Below are 23,452 nucleotides of genomic sequence, written 5' to 3' on the forward strand. Positions count from 1 at the left end.
ACTGCGCTACATCCGCATTCGAAACCAGGCCCGGTTTCTAGGACAAAGTCCTTGTGCGCAATACTGGGATTGAACCAGTGACCTCTTCCGTGTCAGGGAAGCGCTCTCCCACTGAGCTAATCGCGCTCACATGCCCTGACGCGAGCGTCGGAGCATGAAGATTGAGGTGGAAACGGGAATCGAACCCGTGTGCACGGTTTTGCAGACCGTTGCCTCACCACTCGGCCATTCCACCGTGGCAATACCGCCTCACACACAAATGTGCTAGAGCGGATGACGAGATTCGAACTCGCGACCCTCACCTTGGCAAGGTGATGCGCTACCAACTGCGCTACATCCGCATTCGAAACCAGGCCCGGTTTCTAGGACAAAGTCCTTGTGCGCAATACTGGGATTGAACCAGTGACCTCTTCCGTGTCAGGGAAGCGCTCTCCCACTGAGCTAATCGCGCTGGGAAATCAAGTTCCACGAGGGAACTTGGAGCGGATGACGAGATTCGAACTCGCGACCCTCACCTTGGCAAGGTGATGCGCTACCAACTGCGCTACATCCGCACTGCAAACAACTACTCAAAGCATGACACTCTAATCGTTGCGGTGCGAGTAGAAACATTATCGTGCGCAGGCGAAGTTTCCAAATCCCCCGCTCAACTAGCCTAACGCTGGCCGCGATACCTATGGCTCGGCAGGCATATCGAACTACAGCGATGTAGTTCTGGGCTTAGTCACGGCACTGTCCTGAGTCCGATAGCCCCTCGCGGCTATCAGCGCAGTAACTAGCCCCGATTAGGAGAGTGAGACTGGCACGGTGTAGATTCTTTTCTCGTTGAGGTCCTATAGCTCAGTGGGAGAGCGTTCCGTTCACACCGGAAAGGTCACTGGTTCAATCCCAGTTAGGACCACCACCTAGCACCCTCGTTAGAGTTCATGTTGTGAATTTCTGGCGAGGGTGCTTCTGCATGCCAGGGCACTTTTAAAGGCTAGGGTGGGCTCATGCTTGACATCTCCGAACTCCTTGGCCCAGACCAACCCGGCATTCGCCTCATTGAGGCCACCTCCCTAGTGGGCTCGGCCACGACTCATGGAACCTCAGGACAGCTGGGCAATGCCACCGACTCTGCGCTTTTTGCGGCAATGCGGGAATGGGCGGATGTCATCGTGGTGGCGGCGGGGACGGTTGAGGCGGAGGATTATGGCGGCGTCGCCAAGCCGAGTACTGCACGGATTGCGGCAGTGACGCGCTCGCTCTCCCTGAGCGCGGACTCGAAGTTCTTTCGTGTCACTACCCCGCCGCTGGTGCTGTGCCCTGATGTCGCTCTGGACTCACCCAAGGCCCAGGTGCTGCGGGAGGCGGGCGCCGAGCTCGTAGGCGTGGGTGACGGTGGCGTGGAAGAGATTGTGGCGGCGCTGCACGCCCGCGGGTTTCGCCGCCTCGTGGTGGAGGGTGGGCCGCACCTCTACGCCGGATTCATCGCGGCGGGGCTGGTGGACAAGTTTTACCTCACCGTGGATCCCCACCTGAGTCCGAGCGTGGAGACCCCGCTGGTCAATCCCGCCTTTCTAGACTCCGGTGCAGACTCCATAGTGCCCATGGAACTGGAGAATGTGCAGGCAGACGGCGATGGTACGGTGTTTCTGCGCTATAGACGCCGCCCCACCGCTTAGACTTATTCCCCGTGAACAACCAAGCCTTGCTCCGCGCCGCCGCTTGGCCGGCCGCCGTCATCGTGGTCTTTCAGCGCGTCTTCATCCTGGCCCTTAATGGCACGCTTACCGACGATTTCACCACGGTGCATTCCGCGATCCGCCGCTTCATCGACGGCCAAGAGGTCTACGAGCAGGCTTATACGCACGTCGACCCCCTCTATCTTTACTCGCCGGGGGCAACGCTTATCCTGAGTCCTTTGGGCCTGGGCAGTTTTGAGGCGGTACGTGCCATATTCATCGTGTGCAATGCCGCAGCCATCATCGCTGCCCTGGCGTTGTTAACTCGGCTGGTGGGACACAGCCTGCGTGGCGCACTTTTCCCCAGCGCCATTGCTCTGGCCTTCTTGAGCGAGTCGGTGACCAACACCCTCGCCTTCACCAATATCAACGGCCTCCTCTTCTTGGCCTTGGTGGGCTTTCTCTGGGGAGTTATTCGCGGGGACGAGACCAACACGAGCCTCAGCGCGCCTGCGCGGCGGCGGTGGCGTTGGGTGGCGGGTGTGTGCATCGGCCTGGCCATCCTCATCAAACCGCAGTTTGCCCCGCTGCTCTTCCTGCCGCTGGTGCGCAAGGACTGGCGCAGCATCCTTGTGGGACTGGCCATTCCCGTGCTGTCCAACCTCATAGCTTGGCCCCTGGTGGCGGATTCCTCCGCCTACTTGAGCAAGCTAGTCCCCTACCTCGGGACCACCCGAGACTTTGCCAACTCCTCCTGGGAGGGGGTGCGCGCATACTTCGATGTGGGTCCGTGGCTCTACTATCCTCTGTGGCTCGCCTTCGCAGCACTCGTGGCCGCAGCCATTGTAATGCTCTTGCGTTGGCGCGACCGCGATAACACGTTGTGGGTGATGAGCACCGCTGGGATCATCTTGCTCGGGGTATTCTTCTTGTCTTCTCTGGGCCAGCAGTACTACTCGATGTGGCTGTTCCCGCTACTGTTTACGGCGTTTCTGCCGCGCTCCATATTCCACACCTGGGGCGCCTGGCTGGCGGCATTTTTATTCCTCGCCCCCTTGGACTGGAGCTCCAACGTCGCCCCGGACCTCGGGCGCTGGGCAAACTTCTTTGCAGGCACCGTGGGATGGGGGCTTTTGATAGTGGTCAGCGCCGCGACTGTATTCGGCTGGTGGCAGCGCGATAAGCGCCAAGGCTAGACTCTGGCTCATGACCGATTTCAAGCTCATGGCCGATACCGAATGGCGCAAGCGCCTTAGCCCGGAAGAATACTATGTGCTGCGTCAGGCGGGCACCGAGCCACCGCACGTTGGGGAATACACCAACACCACTACTGAGGGCGTCTACACCTGCAAGGCCTGCGGCGCAGAACTATTCCGTTCCACGGAGAAGTTTGACTCGCACTGCGGCTGGCCCTCCTTCTTTTCCCCGCTGGCAGGTGACAAGGTAATAGAGCGCGAAGATAACTCGCTCGGCATGCCGCGCACGGAGGTCCTGTGCGCCAACTGCCACTCGCACCTGGGACACGTCTTCGCCGGCGAGGGTTATCACACCCCCACCGACTTGCGTTATTGCATCAATTCCATCTGCCTCAACCTCGAGGAAAAGCCCGTCGAGGACTCTTCACACTAAGGCAGAATCTCCATCAGTTCGCCCACGTCCGCCACGCGGCGGCCGGTGTGGAAGGGAATCTCTTCGCGCACATAGTGCCGCGCCTCGGTGTAGCGCATGAGGTACATCAAGTCCACGATGCGGTGCAGCTCAGGCGCCTCGAAGGCCAGAATCCACTCATAGTCCCCGAGCGCGAAGGCCGGGACCGTATTGGCGCGAACATCTGCAAAATCCCGAGCCTGCATTCCGTGCTCAGCAAGAATGCGGCGACGCTTTTCCTCATCCATGGTGTACCAGTCATAGGAACGCACGAAGGGATAGACGCTGATCCACTCGCCGGGCTCCTCCCCCATGACGAAGGAAGGCAGGTGGGACTTATTGAACTCAGCGGGACGGTGCAGGGCGTTGCCCACCCAGGTCACCTCGGAGACCTGGCCGAGTGTGGTCTCGCGGCGGAAAGCTGCAAAGGCCTTTTGGATCTCCGTGAACTCTGCGGCGTGCCACCAGATCATGAAATCCGCGGACTCGCGCATTCCGGAAAGATCGTAGATGCCGCGCACCGTGACAACGCCCTGCTCCGCCAGGTTGGCAAAAAAGGCCCGCGCTTGGGCGATGGCATCTGCCCGGTCCGTTCCCAATGCTCCCGGGATGACCTGAAATACCGCATGCTGCGAGTATTGCTGGATCTCGTTGAGTTCCTTGAAGTTGACCTTCGCCATGAATTTCTCTCCTTCAACTTAAGACAATGGTGTCAATCATATCCATCATAAGTTGGATACGGCACCGATGCCATTCGCTCACCCCACGGCGCGCCTCCCCCAGCAAAGCGAAGGGACTCTATAGCTTGATCGATGTGAGTAATTCCGACCTAACTCCGCGCCCCCCGGCAGGCAGCCCCTCCCAGCTGAACGCCGCAGCCGCAGATTCCTCCTCTCCCTCCTCTCCAGGACAGGATTCGACGCCGCAGATCTTTAAAGACGCCGTCGACTCCATGCACGCTGCTCGTTTGCGCCCAGAGCTAAGCCTCGGGCCCATTCGCCCTCCGCAGCGCTTAGCTCCCTTTAGCCACGCAGTGGGCCTCGAAGTTGGCTCCGCAGAGGACGCCGATATCGTGCCGACTGACACCGAGGGCGATGCCTTCGGTCGCCTCATTCTGCTCCACGATCCCGGCGCCGAGGAAGCCTGGGAGGGCGCGTTTCGCCTAGTGGCCTACATCCAGGCCGACATGGACGATGCGGTGGCTGGGGATCCCCTGCTTCCCGACGTCGCCTGGGATTGGCTCAACGAGGCCCTCGCCGAGCGCGGGGCAGAACACACCAACCTCGGCGGTACGGTCACCTCGACCGCCTCGGTGCGCTTCGGCGAAATCGGCGGCCCTCCCCGGGCCCACCAGCTAGAGATGCGGGCCTCCTGGACCGCAGCTGGGCTCGATCTCACCGCGCACGTCGAGGCCTTCGCGCAGGTGCTGGCTAATGTAGCCGGGTTGCCGCCAGAAGGCATCACGCAGCTCGGCCACTGAGACAACTAAGACAACTAAGATGAGTCACTATCTGAGCGCCCCGCGCGAGGGCATCCCGGATCTGCTTGATACCCCGGCCCAATTCGAAGAGGCCGCACGCGAGCTCGCCTCCGGTGCGGGCCCCTTTGCCATCGACACCGAGCGCGCCTCCGCTTATCGCTACGATGACCGCGCCTTCCTCATCCAGGTGCGCCGGGCCGGGGCTGGCACCTTCATCTTCGATCCCGAGGGACATCGCAGCGCACTCACCGCTGCCCTTGCCCCCGTGCTCAATGACAGCCCCTGGGTCATTCACTCCGCCCCTTCGGACCTGCCTTCCTTGGCTTGGCTCAACCTCCATCCTGGCGCGCTTTTTGACACGGAGCTGGCCTCGCGGCTCGCCGGGTTCGACCACCCCAATCTCGGCTCCATGGTCGAGGAGCTCTTAGGCGTGGAGCTGGAGAAGGGCTACGGAAATTCTGACTGGTCCACGCGCCCCTTGCCGAGCGAATGGATGGCTTATGCGGCACTAGACGTGGAGCTCCTCAACGAGTTAGCCGCGAATTTACGCGACATTCTCGCGGAGAAAGAACGCATGGACTGGGCCGAGCAAGAGTTTGCCGCCATCCTCAGAGAGCACGCGGGCGATGGAGCCGGCGCTGGGGTCGGTGATAAGGCTGGCGACGCTACTTCTCCCTCCAGTTCGTGGCAGGATCTCAAAGGCCTTTCGACCCTGCATAGTGCTGAGAAGCTCGCGGTAGCTCGCGCACTATGGACTAAACGCGACGAGCAGGCACGGCGCGATGACATAGCACCTGGGCGGATTCTATCCAACAAGCTCATCATCGACATTGCCCACCGCCTACCGGAATCACCGGGCGCGCTGGGCAAGATCAAGGGCTTTCCGCGCCGCAAACGAGGTGCGCAGAGCTATTGGTTCCAGGTCATCGAACGCACGCGCCGACTCGACCCCTCTCAGTGGCCGAGCCCCCATCCCACGGCCTCGCCCGTCCCCTCGAAGTCCCTGTGGATGCGCGAGTACCCAGAGCAGTGGGAGGCATACCAGAAGGTGCGAGATGAACTGGCGGATCACGCTGAGGATCTTGAGATCGCTCCTGAGCTTTTGTTGCGGCCTGCACTGGTGCGCGAGGTGGTCTGGGCGGCAACCGGGCCGGTGCTGAAACGTTACCCGGAATCGGTCGCCGGAGCCATCAGCTCCGCAGGAGACATAATTCCTTACCTTCGCACCACGCCTGCGCGCCAGTGGCAGATCGAGCAGGCGGCCCCGGCTCTGCAGGCCGGGCTGTTTTCCGCCCGCCGGCTATAGCTCAGGCGCGGAGAACGGGCCCTTAGAATTGGCCTTCGGTTTCTTCCTCGACGAGCATCTCGACCCACTGGTTGATCTGCTCGGCGATGGCCGTTGGCTCTAGGCCATTATCCGCGAGGACCTCGCCACGCGATGCATGCTCCGGAAAGTAGTTCGCAATGGCAATGTGGCGCACTGGTGTGTCTACCTCCGCTGCCTCAAGGGCTTCTGAGATGAGCGAGCCAATACCGCCGCGCATAATGCCATCCTCGATGACGACGACGAGATCATGATCCGCGCCCAGTGCCACGATAGACTGGGCTACTGGGCAAACCCACCGCGGATCGATGACCGTGACATTGATGCCGGACTCCTCCAATATGGTGGTCGCCCGCATCGAACGCGTTGACATCGCGCCCACTGCGACGATGAGTACGCTCGGGATCTCTTCGCCTTCTGCAGTCTCAGCAGCAGTATCAGTATCGCTGTCGACATCGACGTCACTGTAATGGAGAATATCCACGCCGTCGGCAAGCGTGTCCACAGCCTCGATGTCATCGAGGAGGTTTCCTTTGGGAAAGCGCACCACGGTGGGGCCAGTCTCGACGGCGATGGCCTCGTTGAAGAGCTCACGCAGGCGTGCCCCGTCGCGCGGGGCGGCGATGCGCATGCCCGGGACGATGCTCATCAAAGCCATGTCCCAGACGCCGTTGTGCGAGGGACCGTCGGAGCCAGTGACTCCGGCGCGATCCAAGACAATGGTCACGGGCATCTTCAGCAGTGCAATGTCCATGATGACCTGGTCAACCGCGCGGTTGAGGAAGGTGGAATAAACCGCTACGACCGGATGCATGCCGGCTAAAGCGAGGCCAGAGGCCGAGGCCATGGCGTGTTGCTCGGCGATTCCAACGTCAAAAAAGCGCTCGGGGAACTTCTCCTCGAAGGGGGCAAGACCAGTGGGACCGGCCATCGCCGCGGTGATGGCGACGATATCATCGCGCTGCGCGGCGGCCGCCAGCAATTCTTCTGAAAAGGCTGCCGTCCACCCCGGCTGCTTCTTTCCCTTGGCCACGCCCGTTACTGGGTCAATAGCCCCAGTCGAGTGCATCTGGTCCTTGGGCTCATTGACTGCCGGGGCGAAGCCGTGCCCCTTTTCGGTGACCACGTGCACGATGATCGGCCCCTCATAATCGCGCGCATAAGATAGCGCATGTAACAGGGCACCTACGTTGTGGCCGTTGATGGGGCCAACGTACTTGATCCCCAGCTCGGGGAACATCTCGGTGGGAAGGACGGTGGACTTGACCCCCTCCTTGACCGCATGGAGGGCATCGAAGGCGCGCTCGCCTACCCAGCCCATGGACTTCAGGCGCTTCTTGCCCTCCTGCATGAGCTGGTCATAGCCGTGTTGGGAGCGAATGCGCCCTAGATTCTCAGAAAGTCCCCCGATGGTCGGCGAATAGCTACGACCGTTGTCATTGACCACGATAACCGCGTTGCGGTCGTGTCCAGCAGAGATGTTATTAAGGGCCTCCCAGCACATTCCGCCGGTCAGCGCGCCATCACCCACGACGGCCACTGCGTTGCGGTGATCCTCGCCCTTGATCTTGAAGGCCTTGGACATGCCGTCGATGATCGATAGCGCAGCCGAGGCATGGGAGGACTCAGTCCAATCGTGTTCGGACTCGCCGCGGTCCGTGTAGCCGGAGAGCCCACCTTTCTGGCGCAGCGTGGCGAAGTCTTTGGAGCGACCCGTGAGCATCTTGTGCACATAGGACTGGTGCGAGGTATCGAAGACAATGGGCTCGCGCGGCGAATCAAAGACGCGGTGAAGCGCGATGGTCAGCTCTACGACGCCTAGGTTTGGCCCCAAATGCCCACCGGTCACGGAGACGGTTTCGATGAGGTGATGGCGGATCTCTACGGCGAGATCATCTAACTTGTCCACCGGCAGGGCCTTGAGGTCCTGCGGAGACTCGATGTTTTCCAATAGCGACATGAAGCGGCCTTTAACTCTCTTCCAAGCTCACGTTCTTAATTCATCCACCGTACCTTTAACGCACGGTCGAATACATTCTTTGCACCTAATTCGGCGTGGCTACACCACGGCAAACCTTAGAAAAAGGGCCCCGCGAAAGAACTAGTGTGCAGACAATAGCGCGATGGTCTCGAAATGGTGCGTTCCGGGGAAGGCGTTGAGCAGCGCCAACCGCTTGACCAGGTAACCATGCTCGGCCCAGTCAGCAACATCGCGAGAGAATGTCGCCGGATCGCAGCCGATATGAATGATGGCCCGCGGGCCAGCGGCCGCGACGGCAGAAACCACCTCAGGACCTGCCCCAGTACGAGGAGGATCGAGGACCACGGCCGAGGGCTTGGGCAGCTGTGGGGCGACCTTTTCCACTCGGGCGGATTCGACCTTGACATCGTACTGCTCTAGGTCCGGCTGCTGGGAGGCCGTCGCCGCCGGGGAATAGTCCACGGAGATAACTGGCTCTCCCGTGACCTGCGCCAGGGAGGGAACGAAAAGCCCTACCCCGCCATAAAGGTCCCAGGCCACCAGCCGGTCCTTCGCATCCGTAGATCCCGCTACGTCTGCTGTGGCAGCGGATGCTCCAGCAGCGGTGTCAGCAGTGTCAAGAGGCTCAATTGCCGGCATGAGCGCCGCACTTAACCACCTGCGTACCAGCGCGGTATAGGCCTCAGGCGCAGCGGTATGCGCCTGCCAGAAGGCGGTCGCCGGGAAGCGGAAGGTGTGCCCATCGGACACCTGGGACACTTCCCCGCTGCCCTCGATGACCTCGCGAATGGTCTCAACGCGGCGCCCACGCGGGGCCTTGCGCGTCTCCATGACGTGGCGCTCGCCAGTGCTATCGAGCACAACGACTACCTCAGCACCGGGGCTAAAGCGCCGCGCATCAGGGCCCACGATGTCTTCTACCAGGCCTGGTGCCAACTGCGTGCAGGCAACGGAAGTAACGAGATCATTTGAACCGCGCTTGCGGGTGCCCGCCCTGCCCTGGCTGTCTACGCCGAGGCGCACGCGGGTACGCCATCCGCGCTGCGGGCGAAGATCGTGGATCTCTATATCGCTCGCATTCCAGTCCTGCTTTGCCACGCGGTGAAGTTGATCAGTCAGGACGCTGGCTTTCAACTCCGCCTCACGAGCTGGATCTAGCTCCGCGAAGTCGCAACAACCTGCGCCGAGTGCTGCGGCGGGACAGTTGCCCTCAACCCGCAGTGGGCCTGGCGCCACTACCTCAACCAGCTCGGCCCTGATGAAAGCCTTCTTGACCTTGTGGGCACGCGCACGCACCTCATCCCCAGGAAATGCGCCGTGTACGAATACCACGCGGCCGTCTGGGGCAAAACCGATGCCCTCCCCGCCGTGTGCCATGCGCTCGATAGTCACATCTAAGACATCGCCCCGGGCAATGTCTGCCTGGGTGGACTCGGAGTTAGTGTTGGTGCTCATTGTTTTCCTGTTCTGTCTCCTGTGGGGAGAATTGCTCGATGGCAGCGTTGGCACGTTTTACCATCCACACGGTCAATATCAACACCAGCCCTGTCAAGGGCCAGCCCATGATAATCCGGGTTACCCCCAGAGCCGTGGTGTGGTCTGCATTGTAAATAGCGTTTTGAATAACGAAGCGGGCGAGGAAGACGACGGCCCAGCCTCCGGTGGCGATGGCAAAGGCACGCCGCGCTGCAGGCACTTGCCGCCAGGCCATGTCCTCGCCGTTGATTCCCTTCCAGATAACTCCCACGGCTGGCCAGCGGAAGAGTATCGAAGCCACTGCGAGGACGCACAGAATCAAGGACATCCAGATGCCATAGAGGAAGTAGCCCTTGGCGGAGCCGCTAAACCAGGCGATTGCCGCGCACAGCGCCACGCCCAATAGCCCTGATATTGCCGGCTGCAGTGTTTCCTTACGCAGAATGCGCCAAGCTGTGATGGCCACCGCGACGCCCACGGCGGCAATCAATGCCGGGCCGAGTCCCCAAAAACTGTTGACTGGGATGAGAACGAGGACGGGCAACGTGGCCGAAACCAGTCCGGTTAATCCGCCCATCTGCTCAAGCAGAGTTGGGTCAGTGGTAGAAGAATCCGCGTCGCGTGCAGTGAAGGATTCTTTGCCGGTTTCTCTGCTCGTTTCATTACCGGGTTGATTCACGGGTTCGCTTCCGGGCTCAGTGCCAAACTCGGCACCGGATTCGGGTGTAGTCACTACGCTAAGACCTACTTGGGCTAAAGGTATGGGGTGGGATCGATGTTGCGGGAAAGAATACTAGTTCTTCTTGTCTTCGTTCTTCTTGTCTTCGCCCTCTTCTGGATGTGGCTTTTCGTTCTCCTGCGCGGAGGAAGCGCTCCCTAGATTGCGCAGGTGCTCACGCGCCTCATCAAGGGCTTGCTGGTCTGCGTCACTCACACCGTTCTCGGGGTGTTGGGCTGAGTTTGCCGCAGCGGACTTTTCCTGTTCCTGGCGCTGCTTAATAGCCTGCTGGACCTGCTCGGCCAGTGGCTTGGGCAAGGTAACTGGGAGGGAGTTTCCGGCAAGCACCGGGTTCTCACCGCGGTAGACAAAGCTGCGGGCAACGACCTCGCGGCCCAAAGCCACGAGCTCCTCTTCCTTTCCGGCGGGCGCAGCCAGGGTCATACGCAACATCCAGCGCGGCCCCTCCACGCCAATGACGCGAATCTGACCATTGCCATTGGTGCCAACGATTTCCGTACCCCACGGCCCGATCTCTGTGGTGGTGCTCAGGCCATCATTGCTCATGCCCTCGATAATCTCCTGGGCGGCCTCGACCCACTGCCCGGCGTGGCGGGGTGCGGCGAAAGCCACGGGAGTGATGCGCCCGTGATGGGTGACGATGTGGAGCATCCGGGGACCGTTCTCCCCCATCTCGACCTGCACCTGGGACTCCTTCGGCAGCGGGATCCGGATAGAACCCAGATCCAAGATGCCCACGGAAAAGTCTGCGAAGTCGAAGTCGTTGATGTCCACGGAATCGCCGTCAAAGGGGCCGGATTCACCACCCACTGCGTCGTGGGGATAGCTGACAATGCCGGTCGCAGCGGCAGCGTCTGCTGCGGTATCCACCAGCCCTGCCGTGGTATCCCCCATCGCCGTTCCGGTTGCCGGATCGATAGCGAGGTTTTCTAACGCCTCCTTGCTAGCAGCACCTGGCACAGCGGTGGCATCGGTACCGGTATCGCCGCTGTTCTTATCGTCCTTGGAGGCGTTGTCATTCTTCGAGGCGTCGTCATCATGCTTGCGAGAAAATGGCCAGATTCCCATGTGTTTTTCCTTCCCTTACTTTGGGTAGAAGTTAATTCGAGATTGAGTCAGCTTGAGTCAGGTTGAGTCGAGACTGTATTGAGTATCGCGGAGACGTGCTCTTCTCTCCTCTTAGGAGCCGGTGGAGCCGTACCCACCCGCCCCACGCTCGGTGTCATCGAGGTCATCGACTTCGGCGAAATCAACCAACTCAACTCTTTGGATGACCAGCTGTGCAATCCGCATGCCGCGGGTTATCTCAATCGGCTGGTGGAGATCGTGGTTGATTAGGCAGACCTTGATCTCACCCCGATAGTCGGCATCGATAGTACCGGGAGTGTTGACCACCGAAAGTCCATGCTTGGCAGCTAATCCCGAACGCGGATGCACAAGGCCCACCGTACCTAGTGGCAGCGCGATTGCAATGCCGGTCCCCACAAGGGCGCGCTCGCCAGGAGCCAAGGTGAGGTCCTGTGCCGCATAAAGATCTGCACCTGCGTCACCGCGATGAGCGCGCTGCGGCAAAGGCAGACCCTTGTCGAGCCTCTTGAGCCGGATCGGGGAAAAGGAGCTGGCCGGTACAGCACCAAGGCTGGCACTGGGGCTAGAGGTGGGGCTAGTAGGGGGATTGATATCACTCACCTGCCCTAGCCTACCGTGCCAGCACTAGACGCCTATCGGCGGATGTCACAGCAGCGTGAGAAAAAGGCGCAGGGTGGTCTAAACTAGTATGCCGTGTCTAGAAATAATGCCCCCACCCCGGATCCCGCACAGCCTTCCACCGCTTCATCTTCAGGCAAGCCCGAGGTTCTCTTTCGCGAGCGCCAGTGGGTGCCCTGGTATTTCTGGGTCCTTGCCGCGGCCGTCGTAGCGATTACTACGTTTACCGTCGGTCTCAACCGCAATTTGTGGTGGCATGTCATTCCGGCGGTGTTGTTGGGCGCCATCGCCGTGTGGGTGCTGCTCTCTTGGTCAAGCACCGTCATTCGCGTGGAGCGCGATGGTGATGGCACGCGCTGGCTGATGGTCAAGGATGCACAATTGCCGCATGACGTGGTAGTTCGTTCCATCGTGGTACCCAAGACCGCCCGGCGCAGTGCGCTCGGCCCCCAATATGATCCGGCCTCTTTCCTGGTCACCCACGCTTGGCTGCCGGAGCACGCCATGATGGTGCTCGATGACCCGGAAGATCCCACGCCCTATTGGCTTCTAGCCAGCAAGTCGCCCGAGGAGTTGCTGGACGCCTTTGTCCCAGGACAGCGCCAGGAAAACTCCTAGACCCCTCGCTGCCCTTTTGCTTCTCCGCGGTTACTTCTCCTCGGTGACCTTAGTCGCGGCTAGGTGTCGAGCCTAGGCACAGTCGCGGCAAATAAGTTGCCCGTCCTCCTCGTGGGACAGGCGCTTTTTTGATTGGACCAAGAAGCACACGGAGCAGGTGAACTCGTTTTCTTGGCGCGGCACGACGGTCACGTTGAGTTCCTCGCCGGTGAGATCCACTGTCGGCGGCTCAAAGGGCTCGACGAACTCCCCGTCATCATCCATGCCGCTATTGGCGTTCTCGGAGGCCTTGAGCCCCTCCAAGGAATCGGTCTCAATCTCGTCTTCTGCGCGGCGTCGCGGTGCATCGTAATCGGTGGCCATTATGCACGCCCCTTCACTTCAAATGGTTGGAATAAGGTATTTATCGATCGCGCATACTAAAACACAAAGCCCGATCTGTCATACTCCACGCCGAGTGGGGGCTAGATTATTTCACCCCCGCTGCGGTTCCAAAGCCCCAATACTGGCCAAGAGCTGCTCAAATGCGGGCGCCAGATCCGGTGCGGCCACCCAGATAATCTCACCATCGGCGGCCCCTTTATCTAGGCCAGGGTGATGCACCACGGCGCCGGCCTCGGCAGCAATGACGGCGCCCGCAGCGAAGTCCCAAGCGTTGATGCCGTGCTCGAAATAGGCATCGACGCTGCCCTCCGCCACTCGGCAGAGGTCGAGCGCAGCGGCACCCACCCGCCGAATGTCGCGCACCTGCGGCAAGAGCTCGGCGAGCACAGCACCTTGTTGGCGTCTCCTGCGCGCGTCATAGCTAAAACCGGTGGCAACCAAGGCCAACGCAGGGTCATAGACTCGGTTGCAGCGCAGCTCGCGCGGCTCTTGACCCAGGTGGCGCACCGTGGCACCGTGGCCTGCGGCCGCCGCATAGACAATGCCTTGGGCGACGTTGACCACCGCGCCGGCGACTAGGTGGCCTGCCGAGAATGCGCCGATGGACACGGCATAGTCCCGGGCGCCATAGAGGAAGTTCACGGTGCCATCGATGGGATCGATGACCCAGGTCACCCCCGTGGTGGAAGGAAAATCCGTGCCTTCCTCGCCGAGGATTCCGTCCCCCGGGAAAGTCTCCCTGATGGCGGAGACGATGAAGGCTTCACTGGCTTGGTCTACCTCGGTTACCGGATCGACGGCGCTGGACTTGGTGGTGGTGTGCGCGCCTAAGCCATCGGCGTTTTCGATACGTGCGCGTTCCTCGCGCACGAGAGCCGCTGCTGCAGTGGCGGTAGCCACGGCAAAGTCGCGCAGGGTGTCAACTTCTCGTTGTGCTTGCATGCCAACCATTGTGCCTTCTTCTAGACTGTTAGCCATGACACTCAACTCCACTGCCCCCCGTGAGGGAACGTCTTTCGGCATCGATATCGGCGGCTCCGGCATCAAAGGCGCCATCGTGGATCTCGCTTCGGGCGAGTTCGTGGGCGACAGGCTCAAGGTAACCACCCCCCAGCCCTCCACCCCGCAGGCTGTTGCTGCCATCGTCAGCGACATCGTCAAGCAACACCACTGGGAGGGCCCGGTAGGCATCACCTTGCCTTCCGTGGTCAAGGACCAGAAGGTGCTCAGCGCGGCCAACATTGACAAAACATGGATTGGCGTCGATGCGCAGGAACTGTTTTCGGGTTTTCTTGATGTGCCCTTCAGCGTGCTTAACGACGCCGACGCCGCAGGCCTCGCCGAAGTCGCCTACGGGGACGGCCAAGCCCAGAAAGGCTCCGTCGTCTTCCTCACCCTGGGCACCGGCATCGGCTCGGCCTTCTTGCTCGACGGGCAGCTCTTCCCCAATACGGAGCTCGGCCACCTCATGGTGGGAAGCCACGAGGCGGAGCATCTGGCTTCCTCGGCGGCCAAGGATCGCAATGGCCTGAAATATAAGCAGTGGGCCAAGCACCTCAACCGAGTGCTCTACGAGTACGAGAAGCTCTTCAACCCGCAGTGCTTCATCATCGGTGGCGGAATTTCCCGTAAATTCGACAGGTGGGGGCAGCACCTGACGGTTTCTACCCCTGTCTTCCCCGCTCACCTGCGCAATCGTGCCGGAATCGTGGGCGCCTCCATGGCGGTTGTGGAAGGGATTCGGCCTTAAACTAGGCCGGGAAGGCCCACTTAGGGCAGCTAGCGGCGACCTAGTAGCCCACCAGTTGGGCAAGATGATCTATACTGGGCCGTCGATCGTAAGTTGAAAAGCTAGCGGCGCGCCTCGCCTGCGCAATTGCGAGGGGGCCTAGCATGATTTAGGTGATCGCATCACAATGCGATCTCTGCTGTTTTTCACTCAAAGAATAAGGCGAAAGGGCGTACGTGGCAGCCACCGATTCTTCAGACCAGGTACTCAGTGAGAGCGTAGAGGCCGCTGGGTCATCTACACCTGCAAAGAAGACCGCCAAGAAGACGGCGAAGAAGACCGCTCGTAAGACGGCCAAGAAGACCACCAAAAAGACTGCGAAGAAGACGGCCAAAAAGACCGTTCGCAAAACTGCGAAGAAGACGGCCAAGAAGACGGTGCGCAAGTCTGCAGCTAGCAAGCAGGAAGCACCCGAGGAGGCAACTCCAGGTGTCTCCGAAGAGCTCGATGAGGACACCCCCATCGACCACGGCGAGCACGATGAGCATGATGACGTGGACATCGAGCCAGATCACGCCGATCTCAGCGATGAAGAGGACCTCACCGATGAGGAGGGTGACGGAGCGCAGACCGAGGAGCTAGGGGAAGACGGCGAGGAAGATGATTCCGGTTCTTCCGTCTGGGACGAGGATGAATCCGCCACCCTGCGCCAGGCGCGCAAGGATGCCGAGCTCACTGCCTCGGCCGACTCGGTGCGCGCCTACCTCAAGCAAATTGGTAAGGTCGCCTTGCTCAACGCTGAGCAGGAGGTCTCCCTAGCCAAGCGCATCGAGGCCGGGCTTTTTGCCCAGCACCGTATGGATGAGATGACTGAGGCTGTCGCCCACGGGGACAAGGACGCAAAGCTCTCCCCTTCGACCAAGCGCGATCTGCGCGCCATCGCCCGCGATGGCCGTAAGGCCAAGAATCACTTGCTTGAGGCCAACCTCCGCCTGGTTGTCTCCCTGGCTAAGCGTTATACGGGTCGCGGCATGGCCTTCTTGGACCTGATCCAGGAGGGAAACCTGGGCCTTATCCGCGCCGTCGAAAAGTTCGACTACACCAAGGGCTACAAGTTCTCCACGTATGCCACCTGGTGGATCCGTCAGGCCATCACGCGCGCAATGGCGGATCAGGCTCGCACTATTCGCATTCCTGTGCACATGGTCGAGGTCATCAACAAGCTGGGCCGTATCCAGCGCGAGCTCTTGCAGGATTTGGGCCGCGAGCCCACCCCGCAGGAGCTGGCGAAGGAGATGGACATCACCGAGGAGAAGGTGCTGGAGATCCAGCAATACGCTCGTGAACCCATCTCACTGGATCAGACCATCGGTGATGAGGGCGATTCCCAGCTGGGTGACTTCATCGAAGACTCTGAGGCCGTCATCGCGGTCGATGCGGTGTCCTTCACCCTGCTCCAGGATCAGCTCCAGGACGTGCTCACCACGCTCTCCGAGCGTGAGGCCGGCGTTGTCCGCCTGCGCTTCGGCCTGACGGACGGCATGCCGCGTACTTTAGATGAGATCGGGCAGGTCTACGGCGTTACCCGCGAGCGTATCCGCCAGATTGAGTCCAAGACCATGTCGAAGCTGCGCCACCCCTCGCGCTCGCAGGTCTTGCGCGACTACCTCGACTAGTTTTCAATAAGAAAGCGCCTCCATTATCCGCCCAGGCTGATAATGGAGGCGCTTTCTTGGCTCTGGGAGGGGACATCAGTGTCAGCCAAGAGAAAACTAGGCCTTTTCAGCTCAGGCTCTTGAACTTCACTTGCACAGCGTAGCTGTTTCGGACAGCCTCTAAAGTAGCGTATCGTTATCAATCTAAAGGTTGATCTACAGAAGGAATTGCGAGTGTCTCCCAAGCACGGCATCAGCCCGTGGATCCCCAACCAACACGGCGCCTGGGCCATGCTCATCGCCCCGGCGGTGGTCGGCACGGTCACGTCAATCACGTACTTTTTCACCAGTTTTTACAGTACGGGCCTCTCGTGGCGCTCACCGCTTGCGGTATTCGCCACGTTGCTGGCGTGGTTCTTTGGCTACTTCACCTTCTTCGCCCTCACCTTGGTAGCCAAGGCGCGCACGCCCCAGCGCAGGCGCGCTTATGCTCGCCCCATCTACGCCTACGGCCCAATAGCCGCCCTCGCCGGGGTAATCGTGCTCATCGCCCACCCCGCGCTGATTGTATGGGCGCTCTTCTTCGGCCCGCTCATGTCCGTGGCCCTGTGGGAGACATTCCACGGCCGGCCGCGCTCGATGGCCTCAGGCATCTCCACCACACTGGCCTCTGCCCTGCTCATCCCCGTGCTGTGGATGGCGGCGCACCACGTGGGTTTCAGCGCTATCGGCAAGCAGGCGTGGATCTCCTACATCTTCCTAGCCCTGTACTTCTCCGGCACCGTGCCGCTGGTCAAGTCCATGGTCCGCGAGCGCAACACCCCGGGCTTCGTGCGCCTTTCCATCATGATTCACGCCGGCGCGCTCATCGTCTTCCTCGCCGCCTCCGCGATAAGCGGGGTGCACATCACCGTGCCCATAATTCTCATGGCCGTGGTGCTCGCACTCGCCCTGCTGCGCGCCTGGTGGATTCCCCACGACGCCGCACGCGGCAATACCTGGACCGCCAAGAGAGTGGGCAAGCGCGAGACCCCGCTGGTTGTCGCGGCAACGCTGGTTACCATCGCCGCGCTGTGGTGACTTTGTAGAGCGCCTATTAGCCGTGTGCCAGCATTCCTTCGACTTTGATTCTGAGGGCTTCCGCTTTCGAAACCGTTTCCAATCTTTGCTCTGTGTCTGAGGCGTTGTTGAGCATGATAATCATGGAGTCAATTTCTCGACGCTGTTGCTCGGCAAGTCCCGGCTGCAAAGTAAACTCCAGCTCCAATGGGGTCCCGATGCCTTTGGTGATCACTGCGTTCGCCCACTGTGATTCGACTCCCAGCAAATCACGGACGCAGTCCTCAACCATGGCCTCGACTTCTGCCTCGGTCAACTTGCTTTCTCGATAATCTCGGTACGACGACCATGCAGCATAGATCATTGCAATCCCTCCGAGGACTGCGACAATCATGATGAGGACGCCAAGCACCCACAATGCTGCAGCCAAAATCCACAACAGAATACCAATGAAAATGATACCTACGATCGCAACGGCGCATCCTCCGCCGCCGCTATTTCCTTTAGACACTTACTAGCTCTCCCTCATTGATGAAATCCAGTCGCCCGCGGCATTCATAATAAAATACCCAAGCGCTACTCCAGCGATTGCGATCAAGATAGCGAGGATCGTCACTACGATTGCCGTACCAATTCCAAAGCCCCTGCTATTTTTAAAGCCATCAACGCCAGCTGCCATTTTTTCCTGAAACAGACTTAGCTCCGCAGGTCGAACCACCAGTCCACGCTGAGCGCGCAGCCATTGTGCATCTTTAAGAGTAAAAGTAGGTTCTTCCTCTTCCTCTTTTACATCCACTTCTCGGGAGCTTTTAGAATCATCACTCGAATCCGCATCCTCCGCGGGGTCAAGGAAAGGGTTCTCATCATATGCCATGCGCAGGATTCTACTCGGACTAGCGGACACGACCTAGAAACCTCACTGCCCTCAATCCCCCGAGCTGCCCCTATTGCGATCAATAATAGACCCCATGACTTCTTTCTCCGACGTCCTCAACCAGTTGCGTGAAAACCAGCCGGCGGGCAAGTACGGCATCGCTTTTGAAAAGCTCATGGTGAACTATTTCCGCACGGCTCCGACTCTGCGGGATGAGTACTCGGAGGTAACGCGCTGGACGGACTGGCGCTATAACGGCGGCAAGCAAGACACAGGCATTGACCTCGTGGCCCGGCGCGCCGAGGACCAGGCGTGGGTGGCCATTCAGTGCAAGTTCTATAAGCCGGATACCTATATCCAAAAGCGCCATCTCGACTCCTTCTTTGAGGCCTCAGGGCATTCCTTTGAAACGCCGGAGGGAAAGCAGTCCTTTGCGCAGCGGCTCATTATTTCCACCTCGGACAGGTGGTCCGCCAACGCGGAGGGGATGTTAGAGAACCAGCTCATCCCGGCGAACCGGATTGGGGTGGCTTCCATCGCGGACTCCCCCATTGACTGGGACGTTACTTTCCCCGGCTCCGAGATGGAGGTCAACCTCAGCCGCCGCGAGGTCTTTGAGCCCCGCCCCCATCAAAGCGAGGCCATAAACAAGGCCATCGCCGGCTTTTCCACCCATGACCGCGGCAAGCTCATCATGGCGTGTGGCACAGGCAAGACTTTCACGGCGCTGCGCTTGGCAGAAAAGTTTGCCCAGGACAACGGCGGGCGTGCCCGCGTGCTCTTCCTCGTGCCCTCCATTTCGTTGCTTTCGCAGACGCTCAAGGAGTGGACCGCGCAATCCCAGAGCGCGCTGCCGCTGAAGTCATATGCTGTGTGCTCGGACACGAAGGTCTCTAAGAAAGCGGAGGACATTGCCTCCTATGACTTGGAGGTGCCCGTATCCACCAACGGTGAGGACATCGCCCGGCGCACCAATCTGGGAAAGCGGCGCAAGGGCCTCAACGTGGTCTTCTCCACGTATCAGTCCATCGGCGCCATCCACGATGCCCAGGCTGAGTTCGGGATGGAAGATTTCGACCTCATCATCTGCGATGAGGCCCACCGCACCACGGGGGTTACCCTCTACGGCGAGGATCCCTCAAACTTCGTGCGCGTGCACGACAATGACTACATCGGGGCGGGCAAGCGTCTTTATATGACGGCCACCCCGCGCCTTTTTGATGACACGGTGAAGGGCAAGGCTGCCGAACACTCCGCTGAGCTGGCCTCGATGGATGATGAGGCCATCTTCGGCCCGGAGTTCTACCGCCTTGGCTTCGGCGCCGCGGTGGAAAAGGGCCTGCTCACTGACTACAAGGTCCTCGTGATGACGGTGGAGGAAAACATCGCCGCTGAGGCATTAACCCACGGCCCCAGCCAAGAAATCAATCTCACGCTCGCCTCCGCCATGATTGGCGCGTGGAACGGGCTGGCTAAGCGCTCGGGCACCGAGCAGGGCAAGAAGTATGGCTTCGAGGACAACGCCTCACCCATGCGCCGCACGGTCGCCTTTGCCAAGGACATTAAGACTTCGACGCAGATTGCGGAGTCTTTCCCCGCCATCATCAACCAGTACCGCGCCTCCCTCAAGGATCACGCTGCGCTTAACGATGTCTCCTTGCTCAACATCGACCTCTCCGTCGCCGCCCAGCACGTGGACGGTTCCATGAACGCCATGGAACGCAACACACGGCTGTCGTGGCTGGAATCAACCATCCCCACTGATGAGACCCGCGTGCTCACCAACGCCCGCTGCCTCTCGGAGGGCGTGGATGTCCCCGCACTTGATGCGGTCATCTTCTTCAACCCCCGCAACTCCATGGTGGATGTGGTCCAGTCGGTCGGCCGCGTCATGCGCAAGTCTCCGGACAAGGACTACGGCTACATCATCTTGCCTGTGGCCATCCCTGCGGGGCAGTCGCCCTCGGAGGCGCTCAACGATAACAAGCGCTTCAAGGTGGTCTGGCAGATCCTCAACGCACTGCGCGCGCACGATGATCGCTTCAACGCCAAGATCAACTCGCTGAGCCTCAACGATCCCAGCGCACAGACCGAGCTGCCCATCTCCGTGCAGGAGGTGACCAACCCGCTCAAGGTGGCATCCGAGGAGGCCAAGGAGAAGCTCGGCGAGCACGAGGGCGATAAGACCACCGAGGGAAATGCAAACACTCCCTCCGGTGAAGAGCTTGCCCTCTTCTCTCTGGAGCAGTGGCAAGAGGCCATGTACACCAAGCTGGTGGACAAGGTTGGCACCCGCACCTACTGGGAGGATTGGGCCGACGATGTAGCTCATATCGCCGAGGCTCAAATACTGCGGATCAAGGCGCTGATCGCCGCCGCCGATCCGAAGATCAAGAAAGAGTTCGCAGTCTTCATCGAGGGCCTGCGCGGCAACCTCAATGATTCCATCACAGAGGATGAGGCGATTAGCATGCTCTCGCAGCACCTCATCACCGCCCCTGTGTTCAACGCCTTGTTCTCCGAGCACGACTTCGCCGCCCACAACCCAGTAGCCCGCGTCATGCAGCGCATGGTCGACGCCCTGGCAGATGCAAAGCTGGAGTCTGAGACCGATACCCTCTCCAAGTTCTATGCCTCCGTGCGCGTGCGCGCCTCCGAGGTTTCTTCCGCCTCCGGCAAGCAACAAGTGGTCAAAGACCTCTATGAGCGCTTCTTCCGCAAGGCCTTCAAGAAGCAGTCTGAGGCACTCGGCATTGTCTACACACCAATAGAAATCGTGGACTATATCCTGCGCGCCGCAGATACCCTCTCCAAGGAGCACTTTGGCAAGGGGCTTAGCGATGAAGGCGTTCACATCCTCGATCCCTTCACCGGCACCGGGACCTTCATGGTGCGCCTGCTGCAGTCTGGGCTTATAAAGCCAGAAGATCTCGCGCGCAAATACGCCAGCGAACTCCACGCCACGGAGATCATGTTGCTGGCTTATTATGTTGCCGCTGTCAATATTGAGACCACCTACAATGCTCTCGAGACCGAGCGCGCACTGCGCAATAATGAGCCCGAACCAGACTACGTCCCCTTCGATGGCATTGCCCTCGCGGATACCTTCCAGGTCCATGAGGACGGCGACACCCTTGATCTGACCGTATTCAAAGAAAACAACGCCGCCATCGAGCGCCAGAAGTCAGCGCCCATCCACGTCATCATCGGCAACCCTCCCTATTCTTCCGGGCAGAAATCAGCCAACGACAACAACGCCAACCTCAAGTATCCCACGCTAGACAAGCGCATCGAGGAAACCTTCGCCGCGAAATCCACCGCCACGAACAAGAACGCACTCTACGATTCCTACCTCCGTGCCTTCCGGTGGGCGACCGACCGCCTAGGCACCCACGGCATCATGGCCTTTGTATCCAACGGCGGCTGGCTCGATGCCAACACCGGCGATGGTGTGCGGCTGACACTGGCCGATGAATTTAGCGACATCTACGTGTTCAACCTCCGCGGCAACGCACGCACTGCTGGGGTCCTGCGCCAACAGGAAGCTGGAAACGTATTCCGTGACGGTGGCCGGACCACCATTGCGATCATCATCGCCGTCAAAAGACAAGGCCACGCCGGCGCCGACATTCACTACCGCGATATTGGCGACTACCTCAGCGCCGAAGAAAAGCTCGACATCATCGATCACTCCACCATTCGCAACACCGAATGGAAGCACATCGAGCCGAACCAATACGGCGACTGGGTCACTCAACGAGACCCAGATTTTGAGACTTGGCCGGTGCTCGGAGACAAGAAGAACTCAGTTAACACCAACTTCTTCAACACCTTTAGTTCCGGGCTCAAGACAGCACGCGACAACTGGGTTTATGGATTTTCTCGCTCCGAGGTCGAACACAAGATGCGGATTCTCATCTCCACCTATGAGGCTGCTCGAGAGGTCTTCGGAGATTGGACGTTTGCTAAAGGCATTGCCAAGCCCAAAGAGGCTGATGTCGACAGCTTCCTGCGAGCTCATCCAGAGTTCGCTGATCTCAAGCGAGTGTCCTGGAACCGCAGCCTAAAACAGCAGCTAGCGAAGAATGCTGAGCTCCGCTTCGATGCAAGCAGAATCATCAAGGGGCTCTACCGGCCCAGTTGCGAAATGTACGTTTACTTCGACCGTTCGTTGAACGACATGGTTTATCAACTCCCCTCCTTGTTCCCGACTCCACAGCACGACAATGTCGGGTTCTATGTTGTGAATCCAGGTAGCGCGAAGCCGTTTTCAGCGCTAGCAACAGACCTTATTCCGGACCTAGCAATGTGGGGTTCCAATGCAGGCCAATTCTTTCCTCGCTGGACCTGGGAACCAGTGGAGACTGGTGAGGGTGAGCTGGATGTGTTTGGGGCGGCGTCGGCAAGCGCGGGCGCTGGTGAGGGTACTGAGGGTGAAGTGCGTGATGGATACCGGCGGGTGGATAACATCACCGATGAGATCTTGGGGATATACCGCGCTGCGCTGGGCGCGGACGTGAGCAAAGATGCCATCTTCTACTTTGTCTATGGTCAGCTGCATGATCCTGCTTATCGCTCGAAGTATGCGGCGGACCTGAAGAAAATGCTGCCGCATATAAAGACGCCTTCCTCGCGGGCGCGTTTCGATGCCTTGGTTTCAGCCGGGCGCTCACTGATGGCGCTGCACGTGGGCTACGAAGATGTGGAGCCCTACCCTGTCACTGTCGCAGTCAAGCCTGGGGTCTCCGAGTCCGACCGCAATACCTGGCGGGTGGATAAGAAGATGAAGTGGGCAAAGAAGAAGGACCCGGAAACGGGTAAGAAAGTCGATGATGTGACGACGCTCATCTACAACAATGTGGTAACCATCCGCGAAATTCCTGCCGAAGCGCAAGAGTATATGCTCGGCTCGCGTTCTGCTCTGGCGTGGATAATTGACCGCTATTATGTCAAGAAAGACAAGGCCTCCGGCATTATCAATGATCCGAATGATTGGGCCGATGAGGTGGGCAATCCGCGCTATATCGTAGACCTTATTGCGAAGGTAGCGCGCGTTGCGGTGGAGACTGTGCGGATCGTGGAGGGGATCCGGGAGGAGTAGTTGTCTTTCTTGCC

The 23,452-nt window shown here is 59.8% G+C and carries 20 protein-coding genes and 6 tRNA genes; 11 read left to right on the forward strand and 15 right to left on the reverse strand.

What is annotated here, in order from left to right; all coding sequences use genetic code 11:
* Positions 1-54 precede the first annotated feature (54 nt).
* The 5 genes from F4V60_RS06890 to F4V60_RS06910 all read right to left on the reverse strand — a co-directional run bounded on the left by F4V60_RS06890 (position 55) and on the right by F4V60_RS06910 (position 554).
* Positions 55-126, reverse strand: a tRNA-Val gene (locus tag F4V60_RS06890).
* A 38-nt stretch (positions 127-164) separates the two neighbouring features.
* Positions 165-235, reverse strand: a tRNA-Cys gene (locus F4V60_RS06895).
* 33 nt (positions 236-268) lie between these two features.
* Positions 269-341 (reverse strand) — tRNA-Gly (locus F4V60_RS06900).
* A gap of 38 nt (positions 342-379) precedes the next feature.
* Positions 380-451: transfer RNA gene (locus F4V60_RS06905), tRNA-Val, on the reverse strand.
* A 27-nt stretch (positions 452-478) separates the two neighbouring features.
* A tRNA-Gly gene (locus F4V60_RS06910) sits at positions 479-554 on the reverse strand.
* A 275-nt stretch (positions 555-829) separates the two neighbouring features.
* Between F4V60_RS06910 and F4V60_RS06915 the strand changes: the two genes are divergently transcribed.
* From F4V60_RS06915 to msrB, 4 genes are all read left to right on the forward strand, one after another.
* Positions 830-904: transfer RNA gene (locus F4V60_RS06915), tRNA-Val, on the forward strand.
* Between the two features lie 88 nt (positions 905-992).
* A complete protein-coding gene (locus F4V60_RS06920; RefSeq protein WP_075729924.1) occupies positions 993-1,664 on the forward strand; it encodes a dihydrofolate reductase family protein in 672 nt (223 codons plus the stop codon).
* Positions 1,665-1,675: 11 nt separating this feature from the next.
* Positions 1,676-2,860, forward strand: a complete 1,185-nt coding sequence (locus F4V60_RS06925) for a glycosyltransferase family 87 protein (protein WP_075729925.1) — start codon at positions 1,676-1,678, stop codon at positions 2,858-2,860.
* 10 nt (positions 2,861-2,870) lie between these two features.
* Positions 2,871-3,293 (forward strand): peptide-methionine (R)-S-oxide reductase MsrB, encoded by a 423-nt coding sequence (gene msrB, locus F4V60_RS06930; protein WP_075729926.1) that lies wholly within the window; start codon positions 2,871-2,873, stop codon positions 3,291-3,293.
* On the opposite strand, the gene hemQ is transcribed toward msrB, so the two are convergent.
* The gene (gene hemQ / locus F4V60_RS06935) at positions 3,290-3,991 is read right to left on the reverse strand and encodes a hydrogen peroxide-dependent heme synthase (protein WP_075729927.1); all 702 of its coding nucleotides are present in this window, start codon (positions 3,989-3,991) and stop codon (positions 3,290-3,292) included. The two genes, msrB and hemQ, sit on opposite strands and share 4 nt — an antisense overlap.
* 134 nt (positions 3,992-4,125) lie before the next feature.
* Here hemQ and F4V60_RS06940 point away from each other — a divergent pair, with 134 nt between their 5' ends.
* Positions 4,126-4,791 carry a DUF3000 domain-containing protein gene (locus F4V60_RS06940; protein ID WP_373862508.1) on the forward strand — a complete coding sequence of 222 codons (666 nt, stop codon included), beginning with the start codon at positions 4,126-4,128 and terminating at the stop codon, positions 4,789-4,791.
* Between the two features lie 19 nt (positions 4,792-4,810).
* Positions 4,811-6,097 (forward strand): HRDC domain-containing protein, encoded by a 1,287-nt coding sequence (locus F4V60_RS06945; RefSeq protein ID WP_075729928.1) that lies wholly within the window; start codon positions 4,811-4,813, stop codon positions 6,095-6,097.
* Between the two features lie 22 nt (positions 6,098-6,119).
* Here the strand turns inward: F4V60_RS06945 and dxs are convergent, their stop codons facing one another.
* The 5 genes from dxs to dut all read right to left on the reverse strand — a co-directional run bounded on the left by dxs (position 6,120) and on the right by dut (position 11,916).
* Positions 6,120-8,075, reverse strand: coding sequence for a 1-deoxy-D-xylulose-5-phosphate synthase (gene dxs, locus F4V60_RS06950; protein ID WP_075729929.1), 1,956 nt, complete (start codon positions 8,073-8,075; stop codon positions 6,120-6,122).
* 141 nt (positions 8,076-8,216) lie between these two features.
* Positions 8,217-9,551: a class I SAM-dependent RNA methyltransferase gene (locus F4V60_RS06955; protein WP_075729930.1), complete on the reverse strand. Its 1,335-nt coding sequence runs from the start codon at positions 9,549-9,551 to the stop codon at positions 8,217-8,219.
* Positions 9,535-10,149, reverse strand: a complete 615-nt coding sequence (locus F4V60_RS06960) for a DUF3159 domain-containing protein (protein WP_084559263.1) — start codon at positions 10,147-10,149, stop codon at positions 9,535-9,537. The genes F4V60_RS06955 and F4V60_RS06960 overlap by 17 nt, the downstream gene beginning before the upstream one ends.
* Before the next feature lie 216 nt (positions 10,150-10,365).
* Positions 10,366-11,379 carry a DUF3710 domain-containing protein gene (locus F4V60_RS06965; protein ID WP_141255849.1) on the reverse strand — a complete coding sequence of 338 codons (1,014 nt, stop codon included), beginning with the start codon at positions 11,377-11,379 and terminating at the stop codon, positions 10,366-10,368.
* 111 nt (positions 11,380-11,490) lie between these two features.
* A complete protein-coding gene (gene dut, locus F4V60_RS06970; RefSeq protein WP_232316015.1) occupies positions 11,491-11,916 on the reverse strand; it encodes a dUTP diphosphatase in 426 nt (141 codons plus the stop codon).
* Between the two features lie 177 nt (positions 11,917-12,093).
* On the opposite strand from dut, the gene F4V60_RS06975 reads away from it, so the two are divergent.
* A complete protein-coding gene (locus F4V60_RS06975; protein WP_075729931.1) occupies positions 12,094-12,636 on the forward strand; it encodes a DUF3093 domain-containing protein in 543 nt (180 codons plus the stop codon).
* 72 nt (positions 12,637-12,708) lie between these two features.
* On the opposite strand, the gene F4V60_RS06980 is transcribed toward F4V60_RS06975, so the two are convergent.
* Positions 12,709-12,999, reverse strand: coding sequence for a DUF4193 domain-containing protein (locus tag F4V60_RS06980; RefSeq protein WP_075729932.1), 291 nt, complete (start codon positions 12,997-12,999; stop codon positions 12,709-12,711).
* 111 nt (positions 13,000-13,110) lie between these two features.
* Positions 13,111-13,998 (reverse strand): inositol monophosphatase family protein, encoded by an 888-nt coding sequence (locus F4V60_RS06985; protein WP_075729933.1) that lies wholly within the window; start codon positions 13,996-13,998, stop codon positions 13,111-13,113.
* On the opposite strand from F4V60_RS06985, the gene ppgK reads away from it, so the two are divergent.
* From ppgK to F4V60_RS07000, 3 genes are all read left to right on the forward strand, one after another.
* A complete protein-coding gene (gene ppgK / locus F4V60_RS06990) occupies positions 13,997-14,770 on the forward strand; it encodes a polyphosphate--glucose phosphotransferase (RefSeq protein ID WP_075729934.1) in 774 nt (257 codons plus the stop codon). The genes F4V60_RS06985 and ppgK overlap by 2 nt on opposite strands.
* A 215-nt stretch (positions 14,771-14,985) precedes the next feature.
* A complete protein-coding gene (locus tag F4V60_RS06995) occupies positions 14,986-16,425 on the forward strand; it encodes an RNA polymerase sigma factor (protein WP_075729935.1) in 1,440 nt (479 codons plus the stop codon).
* A gap of 213 nt (positions 16,426-16,638) precedes the next feature.
* Complete coding sequence (locus tag F4V60_RS07000; RefSeq protein WP_232315901.1) at positions 16,639-17,484, forward strand: YwiC-like family protein; 846 nt, start codon at positions 16,639-16,641, stop codon at positions 17,482-17,484.
* A gap of 16 nt (positions 17,485-17,500) precedes the next feature.
* On the opposite strand, the gene F4V60_RS07005 is transcribed toward F4V60_RS07000, so the two are convergent.
* Both F4V60_RS07005 and F4V60_RS07010 read right to left on the reverse strand, forming a co-directional pair.
* A complete protein-coding gene (locus F4V60_RS07005) occupies positions 17,501-17,974 on the reverse strand; it encodes a hypothetical protein (protein WP_075729937.1) in 474 nt (157 codons plus the stop codon).
* Between the two features lie 3 nt (positions 17,975-17,977).
* The gene (locus F4V60_RS07010; protein WP_075729938.1) at positions 17,978-18,337 is read right to left on the reverse strand and encodes a hypothetical protein; all 360 of its coding nucleotides are present in this window, start codon (positions 18,335-18,337) and stop codon (positions 17,978-17,980) included.
* A gap of 94 nt (positions 18,338-18,431) precedes the next feature.
* On the opposite strand from F4V60_RS07010, the gene F4V60_RS07015 reads away from it, so the two are divergent.
* On the forward strand, positions 18,432-23,438 hold the full coding sequence (locus F4V60_RS07015; protein ID WP_075729939.1) for a DEAD/DEAH box helicase: 5,007 nt from the start codon (positions 18,432-18,434) through the stop codon (positions 23,436-23,438).
* Positions 23,439-23,452 lie beyond the last annotated feature (14 nt).

The organism is Corynebacterium flavescens (assembly GCF_008693105.1).
Taxonomy (GTDB): Bacteria; Actinomycetota; Actinomycetes; order Mycobacteriales; family Mycobacteriaceae; genus Corynebacterium; species Corynebacterium flavescens.

Coding starts and splice junctions, on each gene's coding strand:
- F4V60_RS06920 (WP_075729924.1), top strand. CDS start 993: ATGCTTGACATCTCCGAACTCCTTGGCCCAGACCAACCCGGCATTCGC.
- msrB (WP_075729926.1), top strand. CDS start 2,871: ATGACCGATTTCAAGCTCATGGCCGATACCGAATGGCGCAAGCGCCTT.
- hemQ (WP_075729927.1), bottom strand. CDS start 3,991: ATGGCGAAGGTCAACTTCAAGGAACTCAACGAGATCCAGCAATACTCG.
- F4V60_RS06945 (WP_075729928.1), top strand. CDS start 4,811: ATGAGTCACTATCTGAGCGCCCCGCGCGAGGGCATCCCGGATCTGCTT.
- dxs (WP_075729929.1), bottom strand. CDS start 8,075: ATGTCGCTATTGGAAAACATCGAGTCTCCGCAGGACCTCAAGGCCCTG.
- F4V60_RS06955 (WP_075729930.1), bottom strand. CDS start 9,551: ATGAGCACCAACACTAACTCCGAGTCCACCCAGGCAGACATTGCCCGG.
- F4V60_RS06960 (WP_084559263.1), bottom strand. CDS start 10,149: ATGGGCGGATTAACCGGACTGGTTTCGGCCACGTTGCCCGTCCTCGTT.
- F4V60_RS06965 (WP_141255849.1), bottom strand. CDS start 11,379: ATGGGAATCTGGCCATTTTCTCGCAAGCATGATGACGACGCCTCGAAG.
- F4V60_RS06980 (WP_075729932.1), bottom strand. CDS start 12,999: ATGGCCACCGATTACGATGCACCGCGACGCCGCGCAGAAGACGAGATT.
- ppgK (WP_075729934.1), top strand. CDS start 13,997: ATGACACTCAACTCCACTGCCCCCCGTGAGGGAACGTCTTTCGGCATC.
- F4V60_RS06985 (WP_075729933.1), bottom strand. CDS start 13,998: ATGGCTAACAGTCTAGAAGAAGGCACAATGGTTGGCATGCAAGCACAA.
- F4V60_RS07010 (WP_075729938.1), bottom strand. CDS start 18,337: ATGGCATATGATGAGAACCCTTTCCTTGACCCCGCGGAGGATGCGGAT.
- F4V60_RS07015 (WP_075729939.1), top strand. CDS start 18,432: ATGACTTCTTTCTCCGACGTCCTCAACCAGTTGCGTGAAAACCAGCCG.